The sequence below is a fragment of the Enterobacter sp. JMULE2 genome, from assembly GCF_013337145.1.
Taxonomy (GTDB): domain Bacteria; phylum Pseudomonadota; class Gammaproteobacteria; order Enterobacterales; family Enterobacteriaceae; genus Enterobacter; species Enterobacter mori.
In genome coordinates this window covers 215552-236893 of record NZ_SGWD01000013.1, presented here as the reverse complement: position 1 = coordinate 236893, position 21342 = coordinate 215552, and the positions used below count along the sequence as shown (strand labels likewise).

At 54.2% G+C, this 21342-nt stretch carries 20 protein-coding genes; 6 read left to right on the top strand and 14 right to left on the bottom strand.

The window, feature by feature from the left end:
* Nucleotides 1–13: 13 nt before the first annotated feature.
* From atpD to asnC, 12 genes are all read right to left on the bottom strand, one after another.
* Nucleotides 14–1396 carry a F0F1 ATP synthase subunit beta gene (atpD, locus tag EXW94_RS13340; RefSeq protein ID WP_003862362.1) on the bottom strand — a complete coding sequence of 461 codons (1383 nt, stop codon included), beginning with the start codon at nt 1394–1396 and terminating at the stop codon, nt 14–16.
* A gap of 26 nt (nt 1397–1422) precedes the next feature.
* Nucleotides 1423–2286: a F0F1 ATP synthase subunit gamma gene (gene atpG, locus EXW94_RS13335; RefSeq protein WP_010426586.1), complete on the bottom strand. Its 864-nt coding sequence runs from the start codon at nt 2284–2286 to the stop codon at nt 1423–1425.
* Nucleotides 2287–2337: 51 nt separating this feature from the next.
* Nucleotides 2338–3879 (bottom strand): F0F1 ATP synthase subunit alpha, encoded by a 1542-nt coding sequence (gene atpA, locus EXW94_RS13330; protein ID WP_010426588.1) that lies wholly within the window; start codon nt 3877–3879, stop codon nt 2338–2340.
* Nucleotides 3880–3891: 12 nt separating this feature from the next.
* Nucleotides 3892–4425 (bottom strand): F0F1 ATP synthase subunit delta, encoded by a 534-nt coding sequence (atpH, locus tag EXW94_RS13325; protein ID WP_010426590.1) that lies wholly within the window; start codon nt 4423–4425, stop codon nt 3892–3894.
* A 14-nt stretch (nt 4426–4439) separates the two neighbouring features.
* The gene (gene atpF / locus EXW94_RS13320; RefSeq protein ID WP_003862370.1) at nt 4440–4910 is read right to left on the bottom strand and encodes a F0F1 ATP synthase subunit B; all 471 of its coding nucleotides are present in this window, start codon (nt 4908–4910) and stop codon (nt 4440–4442) included.
* Between the two features lie 48 nt (nt 4911–4958).
* Entirely contained in the window at nt 4959–5198 is a 240-nt protein-coding gene (gene atpE / locus EXW94_RS13315) for a F0F1 ATP synthase subunit C (RefSeq protein WP_000429386.1), read from the bottom strand.
* A 49-nt stretch (nt 5199–5247) separates the two neighbouring features.
* Complete coding sequence (gene atpB / locus EXW94_RS13310; RefSeq protein ID WP_100167517.1) at nt 5248–6063, bottom strand: F0F1 ATP synthase subunit A; 816 nt, start codon at nt 6061–6063, stop codon at nt 5248–5250.
* An 8-nt stretch (nt 6064–6071) separates the two neighbouring features.
* Complete coding sequence (gene atpI / locus EXW94_RS13305; protein ID WP_008500194.1) at nt 6072–6452, bottom strand: F0F1 ATP synthase subunit I; 381 nt, start codon at nt 6450–6452, stop codon at nt 6072–6074.
* 615 nt (nt 6453–7067) lie between these two features.
* The gene (rsmG, locus tag EXW94_RS13300) at nt 7068–7691 is read right to left on the bottom strand and encodes a 16S rRNA (guanine(527)-N(7))-methyltransferase RsmG (RefSeq protein WP_010426599.1); all 624 of its coding nucleotides are present in this window, start codon (nt 7689–7691) and stop codon (nt 7068–7070) included.
* A 107-nt stretch (nt 7692–7798) separates the two neighbouring features.
* Nucleotides 7799–9688, bottom strand: coding sequence for a tRNA uridine-5-carboxymethylaminomethyl(34) synthesis enzyme MnmG (gene mnmG / locus EXW94_RS13295; protein WP_010426601.1), 1890 nt, complete (start codon nt 9686–9688; stop codon nt 7799–7801).
* A gap of 374 nt (nt 9689–10062) precedes the next feature.
* Nucleotides 10063–10512: an FMN-binding protein MioC gene (gene mioC, locus EXW94_RS13290; protein ID WP_089598341.1), complete on the bottom strand. Its 450-nt coding sequence runs from the start codon at nt 10510–10512 to the stop codon at nt 10063–10065.
* Nucleotides 10513–10602: 90 nt separating this feature from the next.
* Nucleotides 10603–11061, bottom strand: coding sequence for a transcriptional regulator AsnC (gene asnC / locus EXW94_RS13285; protein ID WP_008500198.1), 459 nt, complete (start codon nt 11059–11061; stop codon nt 10603–10605).
* A gap of 151 nt (nt 11062–11212) precedes the next feature.
* Between asnC and asnA the strand changes: the two genes are divergently transcribed.
* Entirely contained in the window at nt 11213–12205 is a 993-nt protein-coding gene (gene asnA / locus EXW94_RS13280; protein WP_089598342.1) for an aspartate--ammonia ligase, read from the top strand.
* On the opposite strand, the gene viaA is transcribed toward asnA, so the two are convergent.
* The gene (viaA, locus tag EXW94_RS13275) at nt 12206–13657 is read right to left on the bottom strand and encodes an ATPase RavA stimulator ViaA (RefSeq protein WP_042719057.1); all 1452 of its coding nucleotides are present in this window, start codon (nt 13655–13657) and stop codon (nt 12206–12208) included. It abuts the gene before it with no gap.
* A complete protein-coding gene (gene ravA / locus EXW94_RS13270) occupies nt 13651–15147 on the bottom strand; it encodes an ATPase RavA (RefSeq protein WP_120159023.1) in 1497 nt (498 codons plus the stop codon). The genes viaA and ravA overlap by 7 nt, the downstream gene beginning before the upstream one ends.
* Before the next feature lie 222 nt (nt 15148–15369).
* On the opposite strand from ravA, the gene kup reads away from it, so the two are divergent.
* From kup to rbsB, 5 genes are all read left to right on the top strand, one after another.
* Nucleotides 15370–17238 carry a low affinity potassium transporter Kup gene (kup, locus tag EXW94_RS13265; protein WP_108417223.1) on the top strand — a complete coding sequence of 623 codons (1869 nt, stop codon included), beginning with the start codon at nt 15370–15372 and terminating at the stop codon, nt 17236–17238.
* Between the two features lie 197 nt (nt 17239–17435).
* A complete protein-coding gene (gene rbsD / locus EXW94_RS13260) occupies nt 17436–17855 on the top strand; it encodes a D-ribose pyranase (protein WP_003862392.1) in 420 nt (139 codons plus the stop codon).
* Between the two features lie 7 nt (nt 17856–17862).
* Nucleotides 17863–19368: a ribose ABC transporter ATP-binding protein RbsA gene (gene rbsA / locus EXW94_RS13255; RefSeq protein ID WP_174340297.1), complete on the top strand. Its 1506-nt coding sequence runs from the start codon at nt 17863–17865 to the stop codon at nt 19366–19368.
* Between the two features lie 4 nt (nt 19369–19372).
* A complete protein-coding gene (gene rbsC / locus EXW94_RS13250; protein ID WP_006808742.1) occupies nt 19373–20338 on the top strand; it encodes a ribose ABC transporter permease in 966 nt (321 codons plus the stop codon).
* 27 nt (nt 20339–20365) lie between these two features.
* Nucleotides 20366–21256: a ribose ABC transporter substrate-binding protein RbsB gene (gene rbsB, locus EXW94_RS13245; protein WP_023333911.1), complete on the top strand. Its 891-nt coding sequence runs from the start codon at nt 20366–20368 to the stop codon at nt 21254–21256.
* Nucleotides 21257–21342 lie beyond the last annotated feature (86 nt).

The following is a 21342-nucleotide window of genomic DNA, read 5'->3' as shown; positions in this document are numbered from 1 at the left end:
TCCGATTAAGGCGTTAAAGTTTTTTGGCTTTTTCCACGGCTTCTTCGATGGAACCAACCATGTAGAACGCCTGCTCTGGCAGGTGATCGTATTCGCCTTCCATGATGCCTTTAAAGCCACGGATGGTGTCTTTCAGGGAAACGTATTTACCCGGAGAACCGGTGAATACTTCCGCAACGAAGAACGGCTGGGACAGGAAGCGCTGGATCTTACGAGCACGTGCTACCACCAGTTTGTCTTCTTCAGACAGTTCATCCATACCCAGGATGGCGATGATGTCTTTCAGTTCCTGGTAACGCTGCAGCAGGGACTGTACGCCACGCGCGGTGTCGTAGTGTTCCTGACCAACAACCAGTGGATCCAGCTGACGGCTGGTGGAGTCCAGCGGGTCAACGGCTGGGTAGATACCCAGAGACGCGATCTGACGGCTCAGTACCACGGTTGCATCTAAGTGCGCAAAGGTGGTTGCTGGAGATGGGTCAGTCAAGTCATCCGCAGGTACGTATACCGCCTGAACGGAGGTGATAGAACCGGTTTTGGTAGAGGTGATACGTTCCTGAAGAACACCCATCTCTTCCGCCAGCGTTGGCTGATAACCTACCGCTGAAGGCATACGACCCAGCAGTGCAGATACTTCAGTACCGGCCAGGGTGTAACGGTAGATGTTATCAACGAACAGCAGAACGTCACGGCCTTCGTCACGGAACTTCTCAGCCATAGTCAGACCGGTCAGCGCAACGCGCAGACGGTTTCCTGGTGGCTCGTTCATCTGGCCGTAAACCAGGGAAACTTTGTCCAGAACGTTGGAGTCGGTCATTTCGTGGTAAAAGTCGTTACCCTCACGAGTACGCTCACCCACGCCCGCAAACACAGAGTAACCGGAGTGCTCGATCGCGATGTTACGGATCAGCTCCATCATGTTTACAGTTTTACCTACACCCGCACCACCGAACAGACCGACTTTACCGCCCTTCGCGAACGGACACATCAGGTCGATAACTTTGATACCGGTTTCCAGCAGTTCCTGAGAGCTTGACAGCTCTTCGTAGGAAGGTGCTGCGCGGTGGATAGCCCAACGCTCTTCTTCACCGATGTCGCCTTTCATGTCGATTGGTTGACCCAATACGTTCATGATACGACCCAGTGTTGCTTTACCTACCGGGACTTCGATCGGGTGCTCAAGGTCTTTGACTTCCAGACCACGACGCAGACCGTCGGAAGAACCCATTGCGATGGTACGCACGATACCACCACCGAGCTGCTGCTGAACTTCCAGCACCAGGCTCTCGTTACCATTCTGTACCTCAAGAGCATCGTACACGCGCGGTACGGCATCCTGAGGGAACTCGACGTCAACCACGGCGCCGATTACCTGGACAATTTTTCCAGTAGCCATCTTGAATCCTCTACGAATTAACCTGGTTATACCGCGGATGCACCACCGACGATCTCGGTGAGTTCCTGAGTAATGCTGGCCTGACGAGCTTTGTTGTATACCAACTGCAGCTCTTTAATCAGGCTGCCGCCATTGTCGGTCGCGGCTTTCATCGCCACCATACGTGCGGCCTGCTCGCTGGCCAGGTTTTCTACAACACCCTGATAAACCTGTGATTCAACGTAACGACGCAGCAGGGTATCCAGCAGCGGTTTCGGATCAGGTTCATACAGGTAATCCCAGGCTTTTTGCTTCAACTCGTCATCTTCTGATGCCGGTAAAGGCAACATTTGAGTGAGCGTTGGAACCTGAGACATCGTGTTAATAAATTTGTTGCTGACAACATACAGTCTGTCCAGACGACCTTCATCGTAGGCCTGCAACATCACTTTAACCGGACCGATCAGTTCGGACAGGGACGGGTTATCACCCATACCGGTCACCTGAGCGACAATGTTGCCACCCACGGAGTTAAAGAAAGAAACGCCCTTAGAGCCGATCATTGCGATATCGCACTGAACGCCTTTCTCGGACCATGCTTTCATATCCGCCAGCAGTTTTTTGAACAGGTTAATGTTCAAGCCGCCGCACAGACCACGGTCGGTCGACACCACCAGGTAGCCCACGCGCTTAACGTCGCGTTCTTCCAGGTAAGGGTGCTTATATTCCAGATTACCGTTCGCAAGGTGACCAATCACTTTGCGCATGGTATCTGCATAAGGACGGCTGGCCGCCATGCGATCCTGCGATTTACGCATTTTGGAAGCGGCGACCATCTCCATCGCTTTAGTGATCTTTTGCGTGTTCTGGACGCTTGCGATCTTACTACGTATCTCTTTTGCGCCGGCCATGAGCTTCTCCTCAATGCCAGGCGGCTTGTCGTGAGACAAGCCGCCGGACGATTACCAGGACTGGGTTGCTTTGAAGGAATCGAGGATAGCTTTCAGCTTGCCTTCGATTTCGTCGTTATAGCCACCGGTCTGGTTGATCTCTTGCATCAGCGGAGCGTGATCACGGTCGACGTAAGCCAGCAGTGCGGCTTCGAAGCTACCGATTTTCGCCAGTTCCACATCTTCGAGGTAACCGCGTTCAGCCGCGAACAGCACCAGGCCCTGCTGAGCAACAGACATTGGCGCGTACTGTTTCTGCTTCAGCAGCTCGGTCACTTTCTGACCGTGGCTCAGCTGTTTACGGGTTGCTTCGTCCAGATCGGATGCGAACTGAGAGAACGCAGCCAGTTCACGATACTGTGCCAGAGCGGTACGGATACCACCGGACAGTTTCTTGATGATCTTGGTCTGAGCAGCACCACCAACACGGGATACGGAGATACCCGGGTTAACCGCCGGACGAATACCGGAGTTAAACAGGTTGGTTTCCAGGAAGATCTGACCATCGGTAATGGAGATTACGTTGGTCGGAACGAACGCAGAAACGTCACCCGCCTGGGTTTCAATGATCGGCAGAGCCGTCAGAGAGCCCGTTTGACCCTTCACTTCACCTTTGGTGAAGTTCTCGACGTATTCCGCGTTAACGCGGGAAGCACGCTCCAGCAGACGAGAGTGGAGGTAGAATACGTCGCCCGGGAATGCTTCACGTCCAGGTGGACGACGGAGCAGCAGGGAAACCTGACGATAAGCAACAGCCTGTTTAGACAGGTCATCGTATACGATCAGCGCATCTTCACCGCGGTCACGGAAGTATTCGCCCATTGCGCAACCGGCGTATGGCGCCAGGTATTGCAGTGCAGCAGATTCAGAAGCGGTCGCCACAACAACGATGGTGTTAGCCAGCGCGCCGTGCTCTTCCAGTTTACGAACCACGTTGGAAATGGTGGACGCTTTCTGGCCGATAGCCACGTACACACATTTGATGCCGGAGTCACGCTGGTTGATGATGGCGTCGATTGCCATCGCGGTTTTACCGGTCTGACGGTCACCGATGATCAGTTCACGCTGACCACGACCGATTGGGATCATGGCATCAACGGACTTATAACCAGTCTGCACTGGCTGATCAACGGACTGACGATCGATAACGCCCGGTGCGATAACTTCGATTGGGGAGAAGCCATCGTGCTCAACCGGACCTTTACCGTCGATTGGCGCACCCAGGGTGTTAACTACGCGACCCAGCAGGCCACGGCCAACCGGCACTTCCAGAATACGGCCAGTACACTTAACCTTCATGCCTTCGGCGAGGTCAGCGTATGGACCCATCACAACTGCACCTACGGAGTCGCGCTCCAGGTTCAGTGCGATAGCGTAACGGTTACCCGGCAGGGAAATCATCTCACCCTGCATACAATCGGCCAGGCCGTGGATGCGGATAACACCGTCACTTACAGAAACAATAGTACCTTCGTTATGAGCTTCACTCACAACATTGAACTGAGCAATGCGCTGCTTGATCAGTTCGCTGATTTCGGTGGAATTCAGTTGCATGCTCCAGTCCCCTTAAGACTGCAAGACGTCTGCAAGGCGTTCAAGACGGCCGCGTACGCTGCCATCAATGACCATATCACCCGAGCGGATGATTACGCCTGCCATTACAGACTTATCGATTTTGCAATTCAGCTTAACTTTGCGTGACAGACGTTTTTCCATCGCGGCGGTGATTTTCGCAAGCTGTTCGGTACTGAGTTCAGTCGCAGAAGTCACTTCGACTTCGGCAGTCGCTTCACTCAGCGCACGTAAGTGCTCAAACTGCTCGAGAACATCCGGGAGCACACGGAGACGACCATTTTCAGCCATAACCTTAATCAGGTTCTGGCCATTGGCATCCAGTTGCTCTCCGCACACGGCGATAAACGACGCGGCGAGGGTATCAGGCGCTAATGCACCAGACAGCAACTCGGCCATTTGTTCGTTTTTCGTCACCTCAGCGGCAAACGCCAGCATATCCTGCCAGCGATCGACATTTTGGTGTTCGACAGCAAAGTCAAAAGCTGCTTTGGCGTAGGGGCGAGCTACCGTAACAAATTCAGACATCAGCCCCTCCCTCCTTACAGTTCAGCGACAAGTTTGTCCACGATGTCGCTGTTAGCAGCTTCATCCACGGAACGTTCGATGATCTTCTCGGCGCCAGCAACAGCCAGAATCGCAACCTGCTTACGCAGTTCTTCACGAGCACGTTTACGCTCAGCTTCAATTTCAGCCTGAGCCTGTGTCACGATCTTAGTACGTTCCTGTTCTGCTTCAGCTTTGGCTTCGTCCAGGATCTGAGAACGGCGTTTGTTAGCCTGTTCAATGATTACCTGAGCTTCAGCTTTCGCTTTTTTCAGCTGGTCTGTCGCGTTGGCCTGTGCAAGGTCCAAATCTTTCTTAGCGCGTTCTGCGGAAGCCAGACCGTCAGCAATTTCTTTCTGACGTTTTTCGATGGCAGCCATTAAAGGCGGCCATACATACTTCATGCAGAACCAGACAAAGAGAATAAACGCGATGGCCTGGCCGAGGATTGTTGCGTTCATGTTCACAGCACAATACCTCTTTAATTTCTGTGGCTTGGGGTTTTAAAACTACTACTACGCGACAGCAAACATCACGTACAGACCCAGACCTACAGCGATCATTGGGATTGCATCCACCAGACCCATAACGATAAAGAACTGAGTACGCAGCAGAGGAATCAGATCAGGTTGACGCGCTGCGCCTTCCAGGAATTTGCCCCCGAGGATGCCGATACCGATCGCAGCACCGATAGCCGCCAGACCCATCATCACAGCGGCAGCCATGTACAGCAGATCCATATTCAGGTTTTCCATGACAGTCTCCAGTTTGTTTCAATTAAAACGTAGTAGTGTTGGTAAAAAATCAGTGCTCTTCAGACGCCATCGACAGATAGACGATCGTCAGAACCATGAAGATAAAGGCTTGCAGCGTAATGATCAGGATGTGGAAAATGGCCCATGGCACATTCAGAATCCACTGTGACCACCACGGCAGAAGACCCGCGATCAGAATGAAAATCAGCTCACCCGCATACATGTTGCCGAACAGTCGCAGACCCAGTGAAACAGGTTTGGACAGCAGGCTAACGCCTTCCAGGATCAGGTTGACCGGAATAAACGCCCAGTGGTTGAACGGCTGCAAGGTAAGCTCTTTCACAAAGCCGCTTACGCCTTTCATTTTGATGCTGTAGAAAAGAATCAGGATAAACACGCCCAGAGCCATCGACAGGGTGATGTTCACGTCCGCAGACGGTACAACACGCAGCGCAGGCAGGCCGAAGATGTGCTCGCCGATGAACGGCAGCAGGTCAATTGGCAGCAGGTCCATCAGGTTCATCAGGAAGACCCAAACGAACACGGTCAGGGCCAGCGGAGCAATCAGCTTGCTCTTGCCATGGTACATGTCTTTCACGCTGCCATGGACGAAGCCGATGATCATTTCGACGAAGGTCTGGAATTTCCCTGGTACACCGCTGGTCGCTCGTTTAGCAACACCGCGGAACATGGCCAGGAACAGAAGACCCAAAACCACCGAGAAGAACATGGAGTCGATGTTGATCGTCCAGAAGGTGGCCGGGGGGTTATGTGGATCCACCAGCGAGAATGTACGCAGGTCCAGCTGAAGGTTATTCAGATGGTGACCTATGTAATCCTGCGGCGTCATATTTTCTGAAGCCATGATGCCTTTTACCCTTTGTTATTGATTACAGCTGGAGCCAGAACTTGTACCACCAGCACCAAAACCCACGTTGCTATCAGCGGCATGAATACCACTTTCAAAACCGCCAGCGCCATCACCAGTAGAGCAAAGGTCAGCAACACCTTACACACTTCGCCGAGGGCAAAGGACCAGGCCACGCGGCCTTTGGCGGGTGTATGCGCCTGATGACGCCAGGCAAAAATCATAAACAACACGTTTGGCAGAACCACCGCCAAACCCCCACACACGGCGGAGATGCCCCAGAAGGGGTCTTTGAGGCTAAACAGCAGTCCACTTGCTATCACAGCCAGAAACTGAATGAACAGAAGCTTACGAGCAACGTTTCTACTCAAGAGCGACACAGACATCACGTTTTTACTCCTGCTCCCTTCGAGGTATGCCGCGTGTCGTATAAAACGTCCTTTAAGGCTCAGAGTCAAGCATCAAAAAGCGGTCAAATTATACGGTGCGCACCCGTGATTTCAAACATTAAGTAGCGAAAAGGTGAATAAATGTTTAAATATTTTTCCACGCCGCTGTTTTTCAACTTTTGACGTCCGCGTTGACCTTCAGGCAAAACTGCAAACAGCGCGAAAACGTTGGCGAGAAAGCGTGCACGAGATCACAAAATGCACATTTACGATAAGGTTGTATTTATCAAAGACGTAAATCTGATTATTTCATCCTTATGAAATTAAAGACAAAATATCGCAACTATTTTCAAAACAACCCTGTATACAACAAAACCTTTTATTGACATTCTTAATAAAAATTTAACATTGTTTTCTTGTTGCCACTTTTCACTTTTAGCAGGCTGATATTTTCGCAGTTGATTATCTTAACGGTGAACAATAACCACAACGTTAACTACAAGAAAATCCATGGTAACAACAAGGTTAAATTTAGCTCAGAATAATCCCCGGAAATGCGCTGCTTTTTAACACAACAAGAACAGCACAAATTCCCCATTTTTTATTTAATTTTTAAAAATTGTTTGGCTTAAGAATCACCAGATGACGCTCACCTTCAAGGTGTGGGACCTGTAATTTTTCAATTGATTCCACGGCAAAACCTTCCGGGAGCTGCTCAATTTCGTCCTCAGGGACGAGTCCTTTCAGGGCATAAAAACGCCCTTCCTTCGCAGGCAGATGCTTGCACCAGCTCACCATATCGTTGAGCGAGGCAAATGCACGGCTAATCACCCCATCAAACGGTGGCTCTGCCGGGAACGCTTCTACCCTGCTCTGGACGGGAGTGATGTTTTCAAGCTTCAGCTCGTGCTGAACCTGGCGCAAGAAGCGAATACGTTTTCCGAGGCTGTCCAGCAGTGTGAAATGGCTCTCAGGACGAACAATCGACAGCGGAACGCCCGGTAAACCAGGTCCCGTACCCACGTCGATAAAGCGCTCCCCCTTCAGATACGGCGCCACCACGATGCTATCGAGAATATGGCGTATCAGCATCTCGTTGGGATCGCGCACTGACGTCAGGTTGTACGCTTTGTTCCATTTGTTCAGCATATCGACATAGGCCACCAGCTGGTTTTTCTGGTGATCGGTGAGCGAAATACCTGCTTCATCCAGCAGACGAGAGAGTTTATTGAGCACGGTGAGTACCTGTTTAGAGATTTTTCGCCCGGTGGCGCTGCCGCTTACCGGGCCTACGAATAAGTAGGGCGGGTCAGCGAAGCGACACCCGCCAAAAACAATGTCAACTATGCGCTGCGGCGCAGCATGCCTTGCTTTTTCAGCCACACCAGCAGAATCGAAATCGCGGCAGGTGTGACGCCGGAGATACGGGAAGCCTGGCCGATCGACACAGGTTTGTGATCGTTCAGCTTAGCGATCACTTCGTTGGAAAGGCCCGTTACCTGGCGGTAGTCCAGCATTTCCGGCAGCAGCGTATTTTCGTTGCGCTGCTGTTTTTCGATCTCATCCTGCTGACGCGCGATATAACCTTCGTATTTCACCTGGATTTCGACCTGCTCGGCCGCTTCAGCGTCTTCCAGACCCGGCGCGAATGCGGTCAGTTTGACCAGGTTCTCGTAGGTCACTTCAGGGCGACGCAGCAGATCTTCGCCGCTGGCTTCACGTGACAGCGGCGCTGTTAAGTGAGCATTCACTTCGGCAGCAGTTTCCGCCTGTGGATTCACCCAGGTGGTTTTCAGACGCTGACGTTCCTGCTCAATGCGTTCCAGCTTCTCGTTAAAACGCGCCCAGCGTTCGTCATCCACCAGACCCAGCTCGCGGCCCATTTCGGTCAGACGGAGGTCGGCGTTGTCTTCGCGCAGCATCAGGCGATATTCCGCGCGAGAGGTAAACATACGGTACGGTTCTTTGGTACCCAGCGTGCAGAGATCGTCAACCAGCACGCCCAGATAAGCCTGGGAGCGCCCCGGTGCCCAGCCCTCTTTCTCGGCAGAGAAGCGGGCGGCGTTCAGACCAGCAAGCAGACCCTGCGCTGCGGCTTCTTCGTAGCCGGTCGTGCCGTTAATCTGGCCCGCGAAGAACAGACCCTGGATGAATTTGCTTTCCAGGGTTGGCTTCAGGTCACGCGGATCGAAGAAATCGTACTCAATAGCGTAGCCAGGGCGAACAATTTTTGCGTTCTCCATGCCCTGCATTGAGCGAACAATTTGCATCTGTACATCGAACGGCAGGCTGGTGGAGATGCCGTTCGGGTAAATTTCATTTGAGGTCAGCCCTTCCGGCTCCAGGAAGATCTGGTGCTGGTTACGATCGGCAAAGCGCATCACCTTGTCTTCGATCGACGGGCAGTAGCGCGGGCCGATCCCTTCGATCACGCCAGCATACATTGGGCTACGATCGAGGTTATTGCGGATCACGTCATGGGTTTTCTCGTTGGTGTGCGTGATGTAGCACGGTACCTGCTGCGGATGCTGAGCCGCATTGCCCATGAACGAGAACACCGGCATCGGATTATCACCGTGCTGTTGCGCCAGCACGCTGAAATCAATGGTCCGCGCGTCAATACGCGGCGGTGTACCGGTTTTCAGGCGGCTGACGCGCAGCGGCAGTTCGCGCAGACGACGTGACAGCGGGATAGACGGCGGATCGCCAGCACGGCCACCGCTGTAGTTATCCAGGCCGATATGAATTTTTCCGTCCAGGAATGTCCCGACGGTCAGCACAACCGCTTTTGCGCGGAACTTGAGACCCATCTGGGTCACGGCACCCACGACGCGATCGTTCTCGACGATAAGATCTTCAACAGCCTGCTGGAAGATCATCAGGTTCGGCTGGTTCTCCAGCGCAGTGCGCACAGCCTGGCGGTAAAGCACGCGGTCTGCCTGTGCACGGGTCGCACGAACAGCAGGCCCTTTACTCGCGTTTAGTATCCTAAACTGGATGCCTGCATGATCGATCGCTTTCGCCATCAGGCCGCCAAGTGCATCCACTTCTTTTACCAGGTGTCCTTTCCCAATGCCGCCAATCGCCGGATTACAGGACATTTGTCCCAGCGTGTCGATATTGTGTGTCAAAAGCAGGGTCTGCTGACCCATTCGCGCTGCGGCCATTGCGGCCTCAGTGCCTGCATGACCCCCGCCAATGATGATGACGTCAAAAGGATCCTGATAAAACATGGTGGTCTGCCTCGCGTAAAGCGGTATGAAAATGGATTGAAGCCCGGGCCGTGGATTCTACTCAACTTTAGTCTTTCGAGAAAGCATTGGGATCCTGGGCTATTAAAAAGAAGATCTTTTTATTTAGAGATCTGTTCTATTGTGATCTCTTATTAGGATCGCGGTCTGCTGTGGATAAGTCCGATCCGGCAAATAAGATCATCAGGTTAGGAAGGATCGTTTGCTGTGAATGATCGGTGATCCTGAAACGTATAAGCTGGGATCAGATCGCGACTTTATACACAGGCCAAAAACATCCCCAGAGTTGTTCTTTGGATAACTACGGGTTAATACGAGCTTTTAACCAGAGTTATCCACATCTGTTCGCGCGATCTTTAATCGTTTTTGAGTAAATTTTTCCAATCTGCTAGCCAGATCTCGGCCGGATCTTCCGGAATGTCGTGATCGAGGATGTTGATCTTGAGCGTTTCACCCAGCTGTTTTGCTCCACACGCGGTGACAGCGGCTTCAACTTTCTCTATGGCACCGCAGAAGGTGTCATATTCACGACTGCCGATCCCCACCGCGCCAAAACGGACGTTTGACAGGTCAGGCTGTTGTTCCAGCAGTTCGTCATATAAAGGTTGCAGATTATCCGGGAGATCGCCCGCGCCGTGCGTGGAGGTAATCAGCAGCCAGACCCCGTCAGCCGGGAGATCTTCAAGTAACGGCCCGTGCAAGGTTTCTGTCGAAAAGCCTGCATCTTCCAGCTTTTCAGCCAGATGTTCCGCCACGTATTCCGCACCGCCAAGGGTGCTGCCACTGATAAGGGTAATGTCCGCCATTGATCGCTCGCTCAGATAAAGAGGCGATCATTGTACGCTGTGAGCGAGCTGGGATCTACCTGTGGAAAATGTGGGTATGAGTTTGCCCGATCAGGGGCGGATGGTACGCATGATCGGGTTTTGCAGGGAGATCAGCGTCTCGGTGGACTGAATTTCATCGATTGTTTGGATCTTGTTGATAAGTACCTGCTGGAGGGCATCGATGGATCGGCACATTACCTTTATAAAGATGCTGTAATGTCCGGTGGTGTAGTACGCCTCGGTGACTTCATCCAGCGCGTTCAGCTTCGCCAGCGCGGAAGGATAGTCTTTTGCGCTTTTAAGAATGATGCCGATAAAGCAGCAGACGTCATAACCCAGCTGCTTTGGGCTGACGTCAATGCGCGCGCCGGTAATGATCCCCGCCTGTTTCATCTTCTCTACACGAACGTGAATCGTCCCAGGGCTGACGCCAAATTGTTTCGCCAGTTCGGCGTAGGCGGTGCGTGCATTGGCCATTAAGGCCTCGAGGATGCCGCGGTCCAGATTGTCGATCTGATAATTTTCCATAGCTTTTTCTTATGAAGATTAATGAATCACTCTATTCTAGCGTCTTACTTTAACGAATCAAAAGTGAAGTCGGCTTTTTGTTGATGGGTTATTGAATTAAGTGCCGATTCTGTTGCTTAATCAGTACCAACAGGACGCAGGAGTATAAATAATGAAAACCGCTTACATTGCAAAACAACGCCAGATCAGTTTCGTTAAATCCCATTTTTCCCGCCAGCTGGAAGAGAAGCTTGGCCTGATTGAAGTTCAGGCGCCAATTCTCAGCCGCGTGGGTGACGGGACGCAGGATAACTTGTCTGGATGCGAAAAAGCGGTACAGGTGAAAGTGAAAACACTGCCAGACGCCCAGTTCGAAGTGGTTCATTCCCTGGCGAAATGGAAGCGTCAAACTCTGGGGCAACACGACTTCAGCGCGGGCGAAGGGCTTTACACGCACATGAAAGCCCTTCGTCCCGACGAAGATCGCCTCACCCCAATTCACTCCGTCTACGTTGACCAGTGGGACTGGGAGCGCGTGATGGGTGACGGCGAGCGCCACGTCGGCACGCTGAAATCTACCGTTGAAGCGATCTACGCCGGAATCAAAGCCACCGAAGCGGCAGTGAGCAAAGAGTTTGGTCTGGCGCCGTTCCTGCCGGAAACGATCCACTTTGTTCACAGTCAGGAACTGCTGAGCCGCTTCCCGGGTCTGGATGCCAAAGGTCGTGAACGTGCGATTGCTAAAGAGTTAGGTGCCGTGTTCCTGATCGGGATCGGCGGAAAATTGTCTGACGGCAAACGTCACGACGTCCGTGCGCCGGACTACGACGACTGGAGCACTGCAGGTGAATCTGAATTTGCCGGTCTGAACGGTGATATTCTGGTCTGGAACCCGGTTCTGGAAGATGCCTTTGAGCTCTCTTCTATGGGGATCCGCGTGGATGCGGAGGCACTGAAGCGTCAGCTGGCGGTTACTGGTGATGAAGATCGCCTCAAATTAGAGTGGCACCAGGCGCTGCTGCGCGGTGAAATGCCGCAGACCATCGGCGGCGGTATCGGACAGTCCCGTCTGACCATGCTGCTGCTTCAACTGCCACATATCGGTCAGGTGCAGTGTGGCGTATGGCCGCAGCAGGTACGTGAAAGCGTCGGTTCTCTTCTTTAATTAACGCCGCCAGCGTCTGAGCAGACGGCTACGCAGCCCGGTATCAAAGCGCCAGATATGATCGAAGATGCGCATGATGCCGGGTTTTCCATGCGCGGACATCGCGACGGCATGGAACCGGTGCTGGTGCACCCTCTGTAACTCCTTCACTTTATTCACCACGTCATCAGGCAGCCGCTGGGCGATGAAATCGGAAATCACCACCGCGTCGGCGTCGTACCAGTCACCACCCTGCATACGCTCCACAATGCTGCGAAAACAGCTGGCCAGATCGGTACCGCCGCGAAAACGCTGGCTCAAAAAGCGGATCGCCTGTTCGATCCCCTGCTGGTTCGTCAATTCATAGCCCACCACCTCGCTGGAGAACAGCATGATGAAGCAGCGGCGCCGATCGGCGAGCGCGACGCGCATCAGCGCCAGGCAGAACGCCTTCGCGCACTGCTCGTTAAAGCCGCCCATCGAGCCGGACGTATCCACGCAGACAATAAAAGGCCCGCGGGGCTGCTCATCAAAGTCCTGATGAACCACTGGACGCTGGCTTACCTTCTCGCGCCAGGATTCCCCATGCAGTCGATAGGTGAGGAGCTGCTTTTCCACCAGCCGACGATAGAACTCATATTCCAGCTCGGTCATCCCCAGCGTGCTTAGCTCGGTCGGCAGCAGGCGTAAGATGTCGTCGCTTTGCTGCAATCCATCCACCTGCTCCGGCACGGTGGCCGGTTCGCGGACCAACGTGCGGAAGGTTTCCATCGGCGCGTCTTTCTTTGGGACCGATTTTGCCTCCCGCGAGCGGCCAAGCTGCTCCGCAAGCTTCATCAGCTCGGGCTGCTGCGTGAGAAAGTCGCCGTACTTCACGATCAGCTGGTAGTCCCCGCGCTTCAGCTGCCCGGCGCTCATGTCCCAGAGGCGTCCGGCAGCGTTTTCATTTTCTACCAGCACCTCTTCAAGCTGGCCGCTCAGCGTCATACGCTCCTGAACTTCGCTGAGCAGCTGTTCACGCTCTTCATCCAGCAGCTGCTGGTTCAGCGTTGTGGCCTGAACCACCAGGCTCAGCCGCCAGCGCTGTAAAAACAGGGTATGCAGCGCGGGGGTAAAGGTGGCGTTATCCGTAACCAGCGCCCGCGCCTGGCTGGCAAACGGAGAGTGGACTTTATCAAGCAGCGTAAGGGTTTGCGGTAGCTGGACGATAAACTGCGGTGTCGACAGCCGTTGGCACTGCTGATAGCTGGCGACCTCCTCCGTCAATTCAGGCGGAACTTCCGTCTCCTTAAACCGCTGGCGAAGGTTATCGCGCCAGCGTGGGAGATCGTCGGTCATCGCCTTTTTGAGCCTGGGGAATTTTTCAAAGAAAGCCGCCAGCTGCGGAGAGGCCAGAAGGGTAATGACCACCTCTTCAATCAACCCTTCCTCGCTGACTGCCAGCATCACGTTAAGCGTGTCCAGCGTTAGCATTGACGCGCCTGTTTGATCTGCGCGCTGACGTCCTGCAGGCTGGCTTCGATACGACCTAACCAGTCGCTATGAATAAAGAGGCATTTTTGCTGCTCGCTGAAGCGCGTGTGCTGCTGGTGCCATTCCGTATCCAGCGCTTCCAGCTGCTGCGTGATCTCTTCCGGCACGCTATCCGAAGCAGTGCCCGGCAGCGCCAGACGCGATCCTTGCAGGCTGACATCGCGGATCACCAGATGCTGGCTGCTATCCACTTCCATCGTCAGCGGCTGGGCAAAACCAATACCGTTGAGCTTGCCGCGGATCTCACCGCCCTTATCGAGCCACTGCGCCAGCGTTTCGCGCTCAATCGTAATGTGGACCACCTGCATATCGTGCAGTTTGAGCGGCTGCTGGAGCAGCAGCGTGAGCGTCGTACCAGTCAGATCGGCAGGAAGCTCATAGTGCGGTTTGCGGGCGAACATGCCACCAAGGCGATTCACTTTCAGCGCGGTTTTATCACTTTGCTGCTGCTGAAGCTGGATGCGCCGTTGGGCAATCGCCCCCAGCTGGTTGAGCATCGCCTGCTGCCCCCAGGCGTGTCCGGTCATCAATATTTCAAGCTGCTGCTGCATCAAATTCATCCCTTCGGCATCGTGCCACAGGCAGTCTTTTAGCAGGATGAGATCGATTGGCGCAACGGCATCACGACCGCTGAACAAGGCGCTGGCCTGCAACAGACGGATCGCTTTTTTCCAGCGACGGTCAGAGACGTAAGGTGCAGCAGGCAGCAAATCAAGCTGTTGGCGCAGCATGAAGATCAGCTCAAAGACCGCGTCGGGCAGGGTGATTTTGCCGATGTCCTGTTGCCACTGGTGATACTCCTCATCGGTGACCTGCAGCGAAGCAGACACCGGATTCTCGTTCTCATCCTGCTGGCTTATCAGCAGGGAGCGGAAATTTGATTTATCCTGCACTTTGTCCAGCCACAGGCGGATCAACATGCGGTCATACAGCGCTTCCAGGCTGCTGTCGGCTTCAGGCAGTTCATTGGAGGCCGCCACCAGCAGGCGCATCGGGATTTTCTCTTCGCTGGCACCGTTGCGGAACCGACGTTCGTTAATCGCCGTCAGCAGGGTATTCAGAATCGCCGGGCCGGCTTTCCAGATCTCATCAAGAAAGACAATTTCAGCCTCTGGCAGATACCCCGCCGTCAAACGCTCATAGCGCCCTTCATCTTTCAGCGCCTGAATGGAAAGCGGGCCAAACACTTCTTCGGGGGTGGAAAAGCGCGTCATGAGATATTCGAAGGCGCGGGCGTTCTGAAAAGCAAATTTGAGCCTGCGGGCAATCAGGCTTTTGGCAATGCCCGGTGGACCCAGCAAAAACACGCTTTCACCGCTCAATGCCGCCAGTAGACAGAGGCGAATGGCGTGGCTACGCTCGTAAAGGCCTTTCTCCAGCGCGCTGCTAAGGCGGGAAATTCTTTCTGCTAATAAATGTGAGTGAGCCATAATAGTTTTGCATCCTTTCGCCGTCGTGGCGGCCAATTGAAGCGAGTATAGACGTTTCGGTCAGGGCTGGTAATAGACTGAAGTGCGGCGCAATTTACTTTGCGCTACATTAACGCGGTTGCATTTAGGGGTACGATTTTGCAGTGAATCGTGCATACTGTGCGCTTTTTGTGGGCCAAGGGACTAGGCACACATTTGTTATTTAAACGAAAAGACTAGTCTATGAGCACTGATAATAAGCAATCATTACCCGCAATTACGCTTGCGGCGATCGGGGTTGTCTATGGTGATATCGGCACCAGCCCGCTGTATACGCTACGTGAATGTTTGTCCGGCCAGTTTGGGTTTGGTGTTGAACGCGATGCCGTTTTTGGTTTCCTGTCACTCATCTTCTGGCTGCTGATTCTGGTCGTTTCCGTTAAATATCTCTCTTTCGTCATGCGTGCAGATAACGCAGGCGAAGGCGGTATCCTGACGCTGATGTCCCTTGCCGGACGCAATACCTCTGCCAGAATGACGTCGGTGCTCGTGATCATCGGGCTGATTGGCGGCAGTTTCTTCTACGGGGAAGTGGTGATAACGCCCGCTATTTCGGTGCTCTCGGCGATAGAGGGGCTTGAAATTATCGCGCCACAGCTCGAGACATGGGTGGTTCCGCTGGCCATTATCGTTCTGACGCTGCTGTTTGTGATCCAAAAGCACGGTACCGGGCTGGTGGGGAAACTGTTTGCGCCGATTATGCTGGCCTGGTTCCTGGTCCTGGCTGCGCTTGGATTGCGCAGCATTATCGCGAACCCGGAAGTGCTGCATGCGCTGAACCCTTACTGGGCGGTGCATTTCTTCCTCGAATATAAAGTGGTTTCCTTCGTGGCGCTGGGTGCCGTCGTGCTCTCCATTACCGGTGTGGAAGCGCTGTATGCTGACATGGGGCACTTCGGGAAACTGCCTATCCGCGTGGCATGGTTTATTGTGGTGCTGCCGTCGCTGGTGCTGAACTACTTCGGCCAGGGCGCGCTGCTGCTTACAAACCCAGAGGCGATTAAGAACCCGTTCTTCCTGCTGGCGCCGGACTGGGCGCTGGTGCCGATGCTGATCCTGGCGACGCTGGCGACCGTCATTGCCTCTCAGGCGGTGATTTCTGGCGTGTTTTCTCTTACGCGCCAGGCCGTGCGTCTGGGTTATCTCTCACCGATGCGCATCATCCATACCTCGGAGATGGAGTCCGGCCAGATCTACATTCCTTTCATTAACTGGCTGCTCTATTTTGCGGTGGTGATCGTCATCGTTAGCTTCGAGCACTCCAGTAACCTGGCGGCGGCGTACGGTATTGCCGTGACCGGTACGATGGTGCTGACCTCGATTCTCTCCACCACGGTGGCGTACCGTAACTGGCACTGGAATAAATTCCTCGTGGCGATGATTCTTGTGGGCTTCCTGTGCATCGACGTGCCGCTGTTCTCTGCGAACCTCGACAAGATAGTGTCCGGTGGCTGGCTGCCGCTGACGCTGGGTCTGGTGATGTTCATTGTCATGACCACCTGGAAAAGCGAGCGTTTCCGCCTGCTGCGCCGCATGCATGAGCACGGGAATTCTCTGGAGGCGATGATCGCTTCTCTGGAGAAATCCCCGCCGGTCCGCGTGCCGGGTACCGCGGTATATATGTCTCGAGCATTGAACGTGATTCCGTTCGCGCTGATGCATAACCTCAAGCACAACAAAGTGCTGCACGAGCGGGTGATCCTGCTGACGCTGCGCACCGAAGATGCGCCGTATGTCCACAACGTGCGCCGCGTGCAGATTGAGCAGCTGTCGCCGACTTTCTGGCGCGTTGTGGCAAGCTACGGCTGGCGCGAAACGCCGAACGTGGAAGAGGTGTTCCACCGCTGCGGTCTGGAAGGGCTGAGCTGCCGGATGATGGAGACGTCGTTCTTTATGTCGCACGAGTCGCTAATCATCGGCAAGCGCCCGTGGTATCTGCGCCTGCGCGGCAAGCTGTACCTCATCCTGCAGCGTAACGCCCTGCGCGCGCCTGACCAGTTTGAGATCCCGCCTAACCGCGTGATTGAGCTGGGAACGCAGGTCGAGATCTAATCCCTCCTGAAAATGCCGGGTGGCGCTTCGCTTACCCGGCCTACCAAACCCCTCGCCAACCCACAATAAATGTCTCTATATTTCACTTAGCGAAACGTTTCGACGTCGATCACAAATCTGTTACGTCATGATGGTTTTCTGAACACTCTTGCGTCTACACTACTTTTAGCGAAACGTTTCGCTAGTGGAGCAAGAAAATGAAGAAAGGCACGGTTCTCAACTCAGAAATCTCATCGGTTATTTCCCGTCTTGGGCATACCGATACGCTGGTGGTTTGCGATGCAGGCTTACCGGTTCCGCGCAGCACAACCCGTATCGATATGGCGTTAACGCAGGGTGTTCCTTCGTTTATGCAGGTACTGGAAGTCGTGACGGCGGAGATGCAGGTTGAGGCAGCCATTCTCGCGGCGGAAATCAAACAACATAATCCGCAACTCCACGAAACGTTGCTCAGCCACATTGAGCAACTGCAACAACACCAGGGAAACACCATAGAAATTCGTTACACAACGCACGAGCAGTTCAAACAACAAACCGCAGACAGTCAGGCGGTGATTCGCAGCGGGGAGTGTTCCCCGTATGCGAATATCATTCTCTGTGCTGGCGTCACCTTCTGAGGCCGTCATGGACGCATTACTGCAACTCAAAGGGATCGATAAGTCGTTCCCGGGCGTAAAAGCCCTCTCCGGTGCGGCGCTGAACGTCTACGCCGGGCGCGTCATGGCGCTGGTGGGCGAGAACGGTGCCGGCAAATCCACCATGATGAAAGTGCTGACAGGTATCTATCAACGCGATGCCGGTTCACTCGTCTGGCTGGGGAAAGAGACCACCTTCAATGGCCCGAAATCCTCTCAGGAAGCGGGCATCGGCATTATTCACCAGGAGCTGAACCTCATCCCTCAGCTCACCATTGCGGAAAACATCTTTCTCGGCCGCGAGTTTGTTAACCGGTTCGGCAAAATCGACTGGAAAACCATGTATGCCGAAGCGGACAAGCTGCTGGCGAAGCTGAACCTGCGCTTTAAGAGCGACCGTCTGGTGGGCGATCTCTCGATTGGCGATCAGCAGATGGTGGAAATCGCGAAGGTACTGAGCTTTGAGTCGAAGGTCATCATTATGGATGAACCGACCGACGCCCTGACCGATACCGAAACTGAATCCCTGTTCCGCGTGATCCGCGAGCTGAAGTCGCAGGGGCACGGGATTGTCTATATCTCTCACCGTATGAAAGAGATCTTCGACATCTGCGATGACGTCACCGTCTTCCGCGACGGGCAGTTTATTGCCGAGCGCGAAGTGGCGACGCTGACCGAAGATTCGCTTATCGAAATGATGGTGGGACGTAAGCTGGAAGATCAGTATCCGCATCTGGATAAAGCGCCGGGTGAGATCCGCCTGAAGGTGGATAACCTCTGTGGTCCGGGCGTGAACGACGTGACCTTTACCCTGCGCCAGGGCGAGATCCTGGGCGTGGCGGGCCTGATGGGGGCCGGACGTACCGAGCTGATGAAAGTGTTGTACGGCGCACTGCCGCGTACCAGCGGGTATGTCACCCTCGACGGTCATGAAGTGGTCACCCGCTCTCCGCAGGATGGTCTGGCGAACGGCATCGTCTATATCTCCGAAGACCGCAAACGCGACGGCCTGGTGCTGGGGATGTCGGTAAAAGAGAACATGTCCCTGACCGCGCTGCGCTATTTCAGCCGTAGCGGGGGGAGCCTGAAGCATAAAGATGAGCAGCAGGCGGTGAGTGATTTTATCCGCCTCTTTAACGTCAAAACCCCATCGATGGAGCAGGCGATTGGCCTCTTATCCGGCGGGAATCAGCAAAAAGTGGCGATTGCGCGCGGGCTGATGACGCGCCCGAAAGTGTTGATCCTCGACGAGCCGACCCGCGGCGTGGACGTGGGCGCGAAGAAAGAGATCTATCAGCTGATTAACCAGTTTAAGGCCGACGGTCTGAGCATCATTCTGGTCTCTTCCGAGATGCCAGAAGTATTAGGCATGAGCGATCGCATAATCGTCATGCATGAAGGGCATCTCGGCGGTGAATTCACTCGCGAGCAGGCCACCCAGGAAGTTCTGATGGCTGCCGCTGTGGGCAAGCTTAATCGCGTGAATCAGGAGTAAGAAGATGACTACCCAGGCTGTTTCTGGTCGCCGCTATTTCACGAAGGCATGGCTGATGGAACAAAAATCGCTGATTGCCCTGCTGGTGCTGATCGCGATTGTGTCGACCATGAGCCCGAATTTCTTCACCGTTAATAACCTGTTCAATATTCTGCAGCAGACGTCGGTGAACGCCATTATGGCGGTCGGCATGACGCTGGTGATTTTGACCTCGGGTATCGATCTGTCCGTCGGTTCCCTGCTGGCGCTCACCGGTGCGATCGCCGCTTCAATTGTCGGGATAGAGGTCAACGCGCTGGTGGCCGTGGCCGCTGCCCTGGCGGCAGGCGCGGCGATTGGTGCCGTAACCGGCGTGATTGTGGCAAAGGGCCGCGTTCAGGCGTTCATCGCCACGCTGGTAATGATGCTGCTGCTGCGCGGTGTGACCATGGTGTACACCAACGGCAGCCCGGTGAATACCGGCTTTACCGATAATGCGGATCTGTTCGGCTGGTTCGGTATCGGTCGCCCGCTGGGTGTTCCTACCCCGGTCTGGATCATGGCTATCGTCTTCCTGGCGGCGTGGTACATGCTGCATCACACCCGTCTGGGCCGTTATATCTATGCGCTGGGCGGTAACGAAGCGGCAACGCGCCTGTCCGGTATCAGCGTGAATAAAGTTAAAATTATCGTTTACTCCCTGTGCGGTCTGCTGGCGTCACTGGCGGGCATCATCGAAGTGGCGCGCCTTTCTTCTGCGCAGCCGACGGCGGGTACGGGGTATGAGCTGGATGCCATTGCGGCAGTGGTTCTGGGCGGTACGAGTCTTGCGGGCGGTAAAGGTCGCATTGTTGGGACATTGATCGGCGCACTGATTCTTGGTTTCCTGAATAATGGTTTGAATTTGTTAGGTGTTTCCTCCTATTACCAGATGATCGTTAAGGCAGTGGTGATTTTGCTGGCGGTACTGGTAGACAACAAAAAACAGTAACTGACGACACTACAGGACATCTTAGATATGAACATGAAAAAACTGGCTACCCTGGTTTCTGCTGTCGCGCTGAGCGCAACCGTAAGTGCTAACGCCATGGCGAAAGATACCATCGCGCTGGTTGTCTCTACCCTGAACAACCCGTTCTTCGTCTCCCTGAAGGACGGCGCGCAGAAAGAAGCGGACAAACTGGGCTACAACCTGGTGGTGCTGGATTCTCAGAACAACCCAGCGAAAGAGCTGGCCAACGTTCAGGACTTAACCGTTCGTGGCACCAAAATTCTGCTGATCAACCCAACCGATTCTGATGCCGTAGGTAACGCCGTGAAGATGGCAAACCAGGCGAAAATTCCGGTGATCACTCTGGACCGTCAGGCGTCTAAAGGTGAGGTGGTCAGCCACATTGCGTCTGATAACGTGCTGGGCGGCAAAATCGCCGGTGATTACATCGCGAAGAAAGCCGGCGAAGGCGCGAAAGTTATCGAACTGCAGGGCATTGCCGGTACGTCCGCAGCCCGTGAGCGTGGTGAAGGCTTCCAGCAGGCTGTGGCGGCACACAAATTCAACGTGCTGGCGAGCCAGCCGGCAGACTTCGACCGTACTAAAGGTCTGAACGTTATGCAGAACCTGCTGACTGCGCATCCTGACGTGCAGGCTGTATTCGCGCAGAACGACGAAATGGCGTTGGGCGCGCTGCGTGCCCTGCAGACCGCAGGTAAATCTGATGTGATGGTTGTCGGATTTGACGGCACGCCGGATGGTGAAAAAGCAGTAAATGATGGCAAACTGGCTGCGACCATCGCTCAGCTGCCTGAGCAGATTGGCGCGACTGGCGTTGAAACTGCCGACAAAGTGCTGAAGGGCGAAAAAGTTCAGGCCAAATACCCGGTTGACCTGAAGCTGGTCATCAAGCAGTAAAAGGCGAATCAGGCAGTCGCTGGCTGCCTGAGGGACACCAATAAAGAAAAGTGTGGCATACGCCACCGGGTAACACCGGTGGCGCT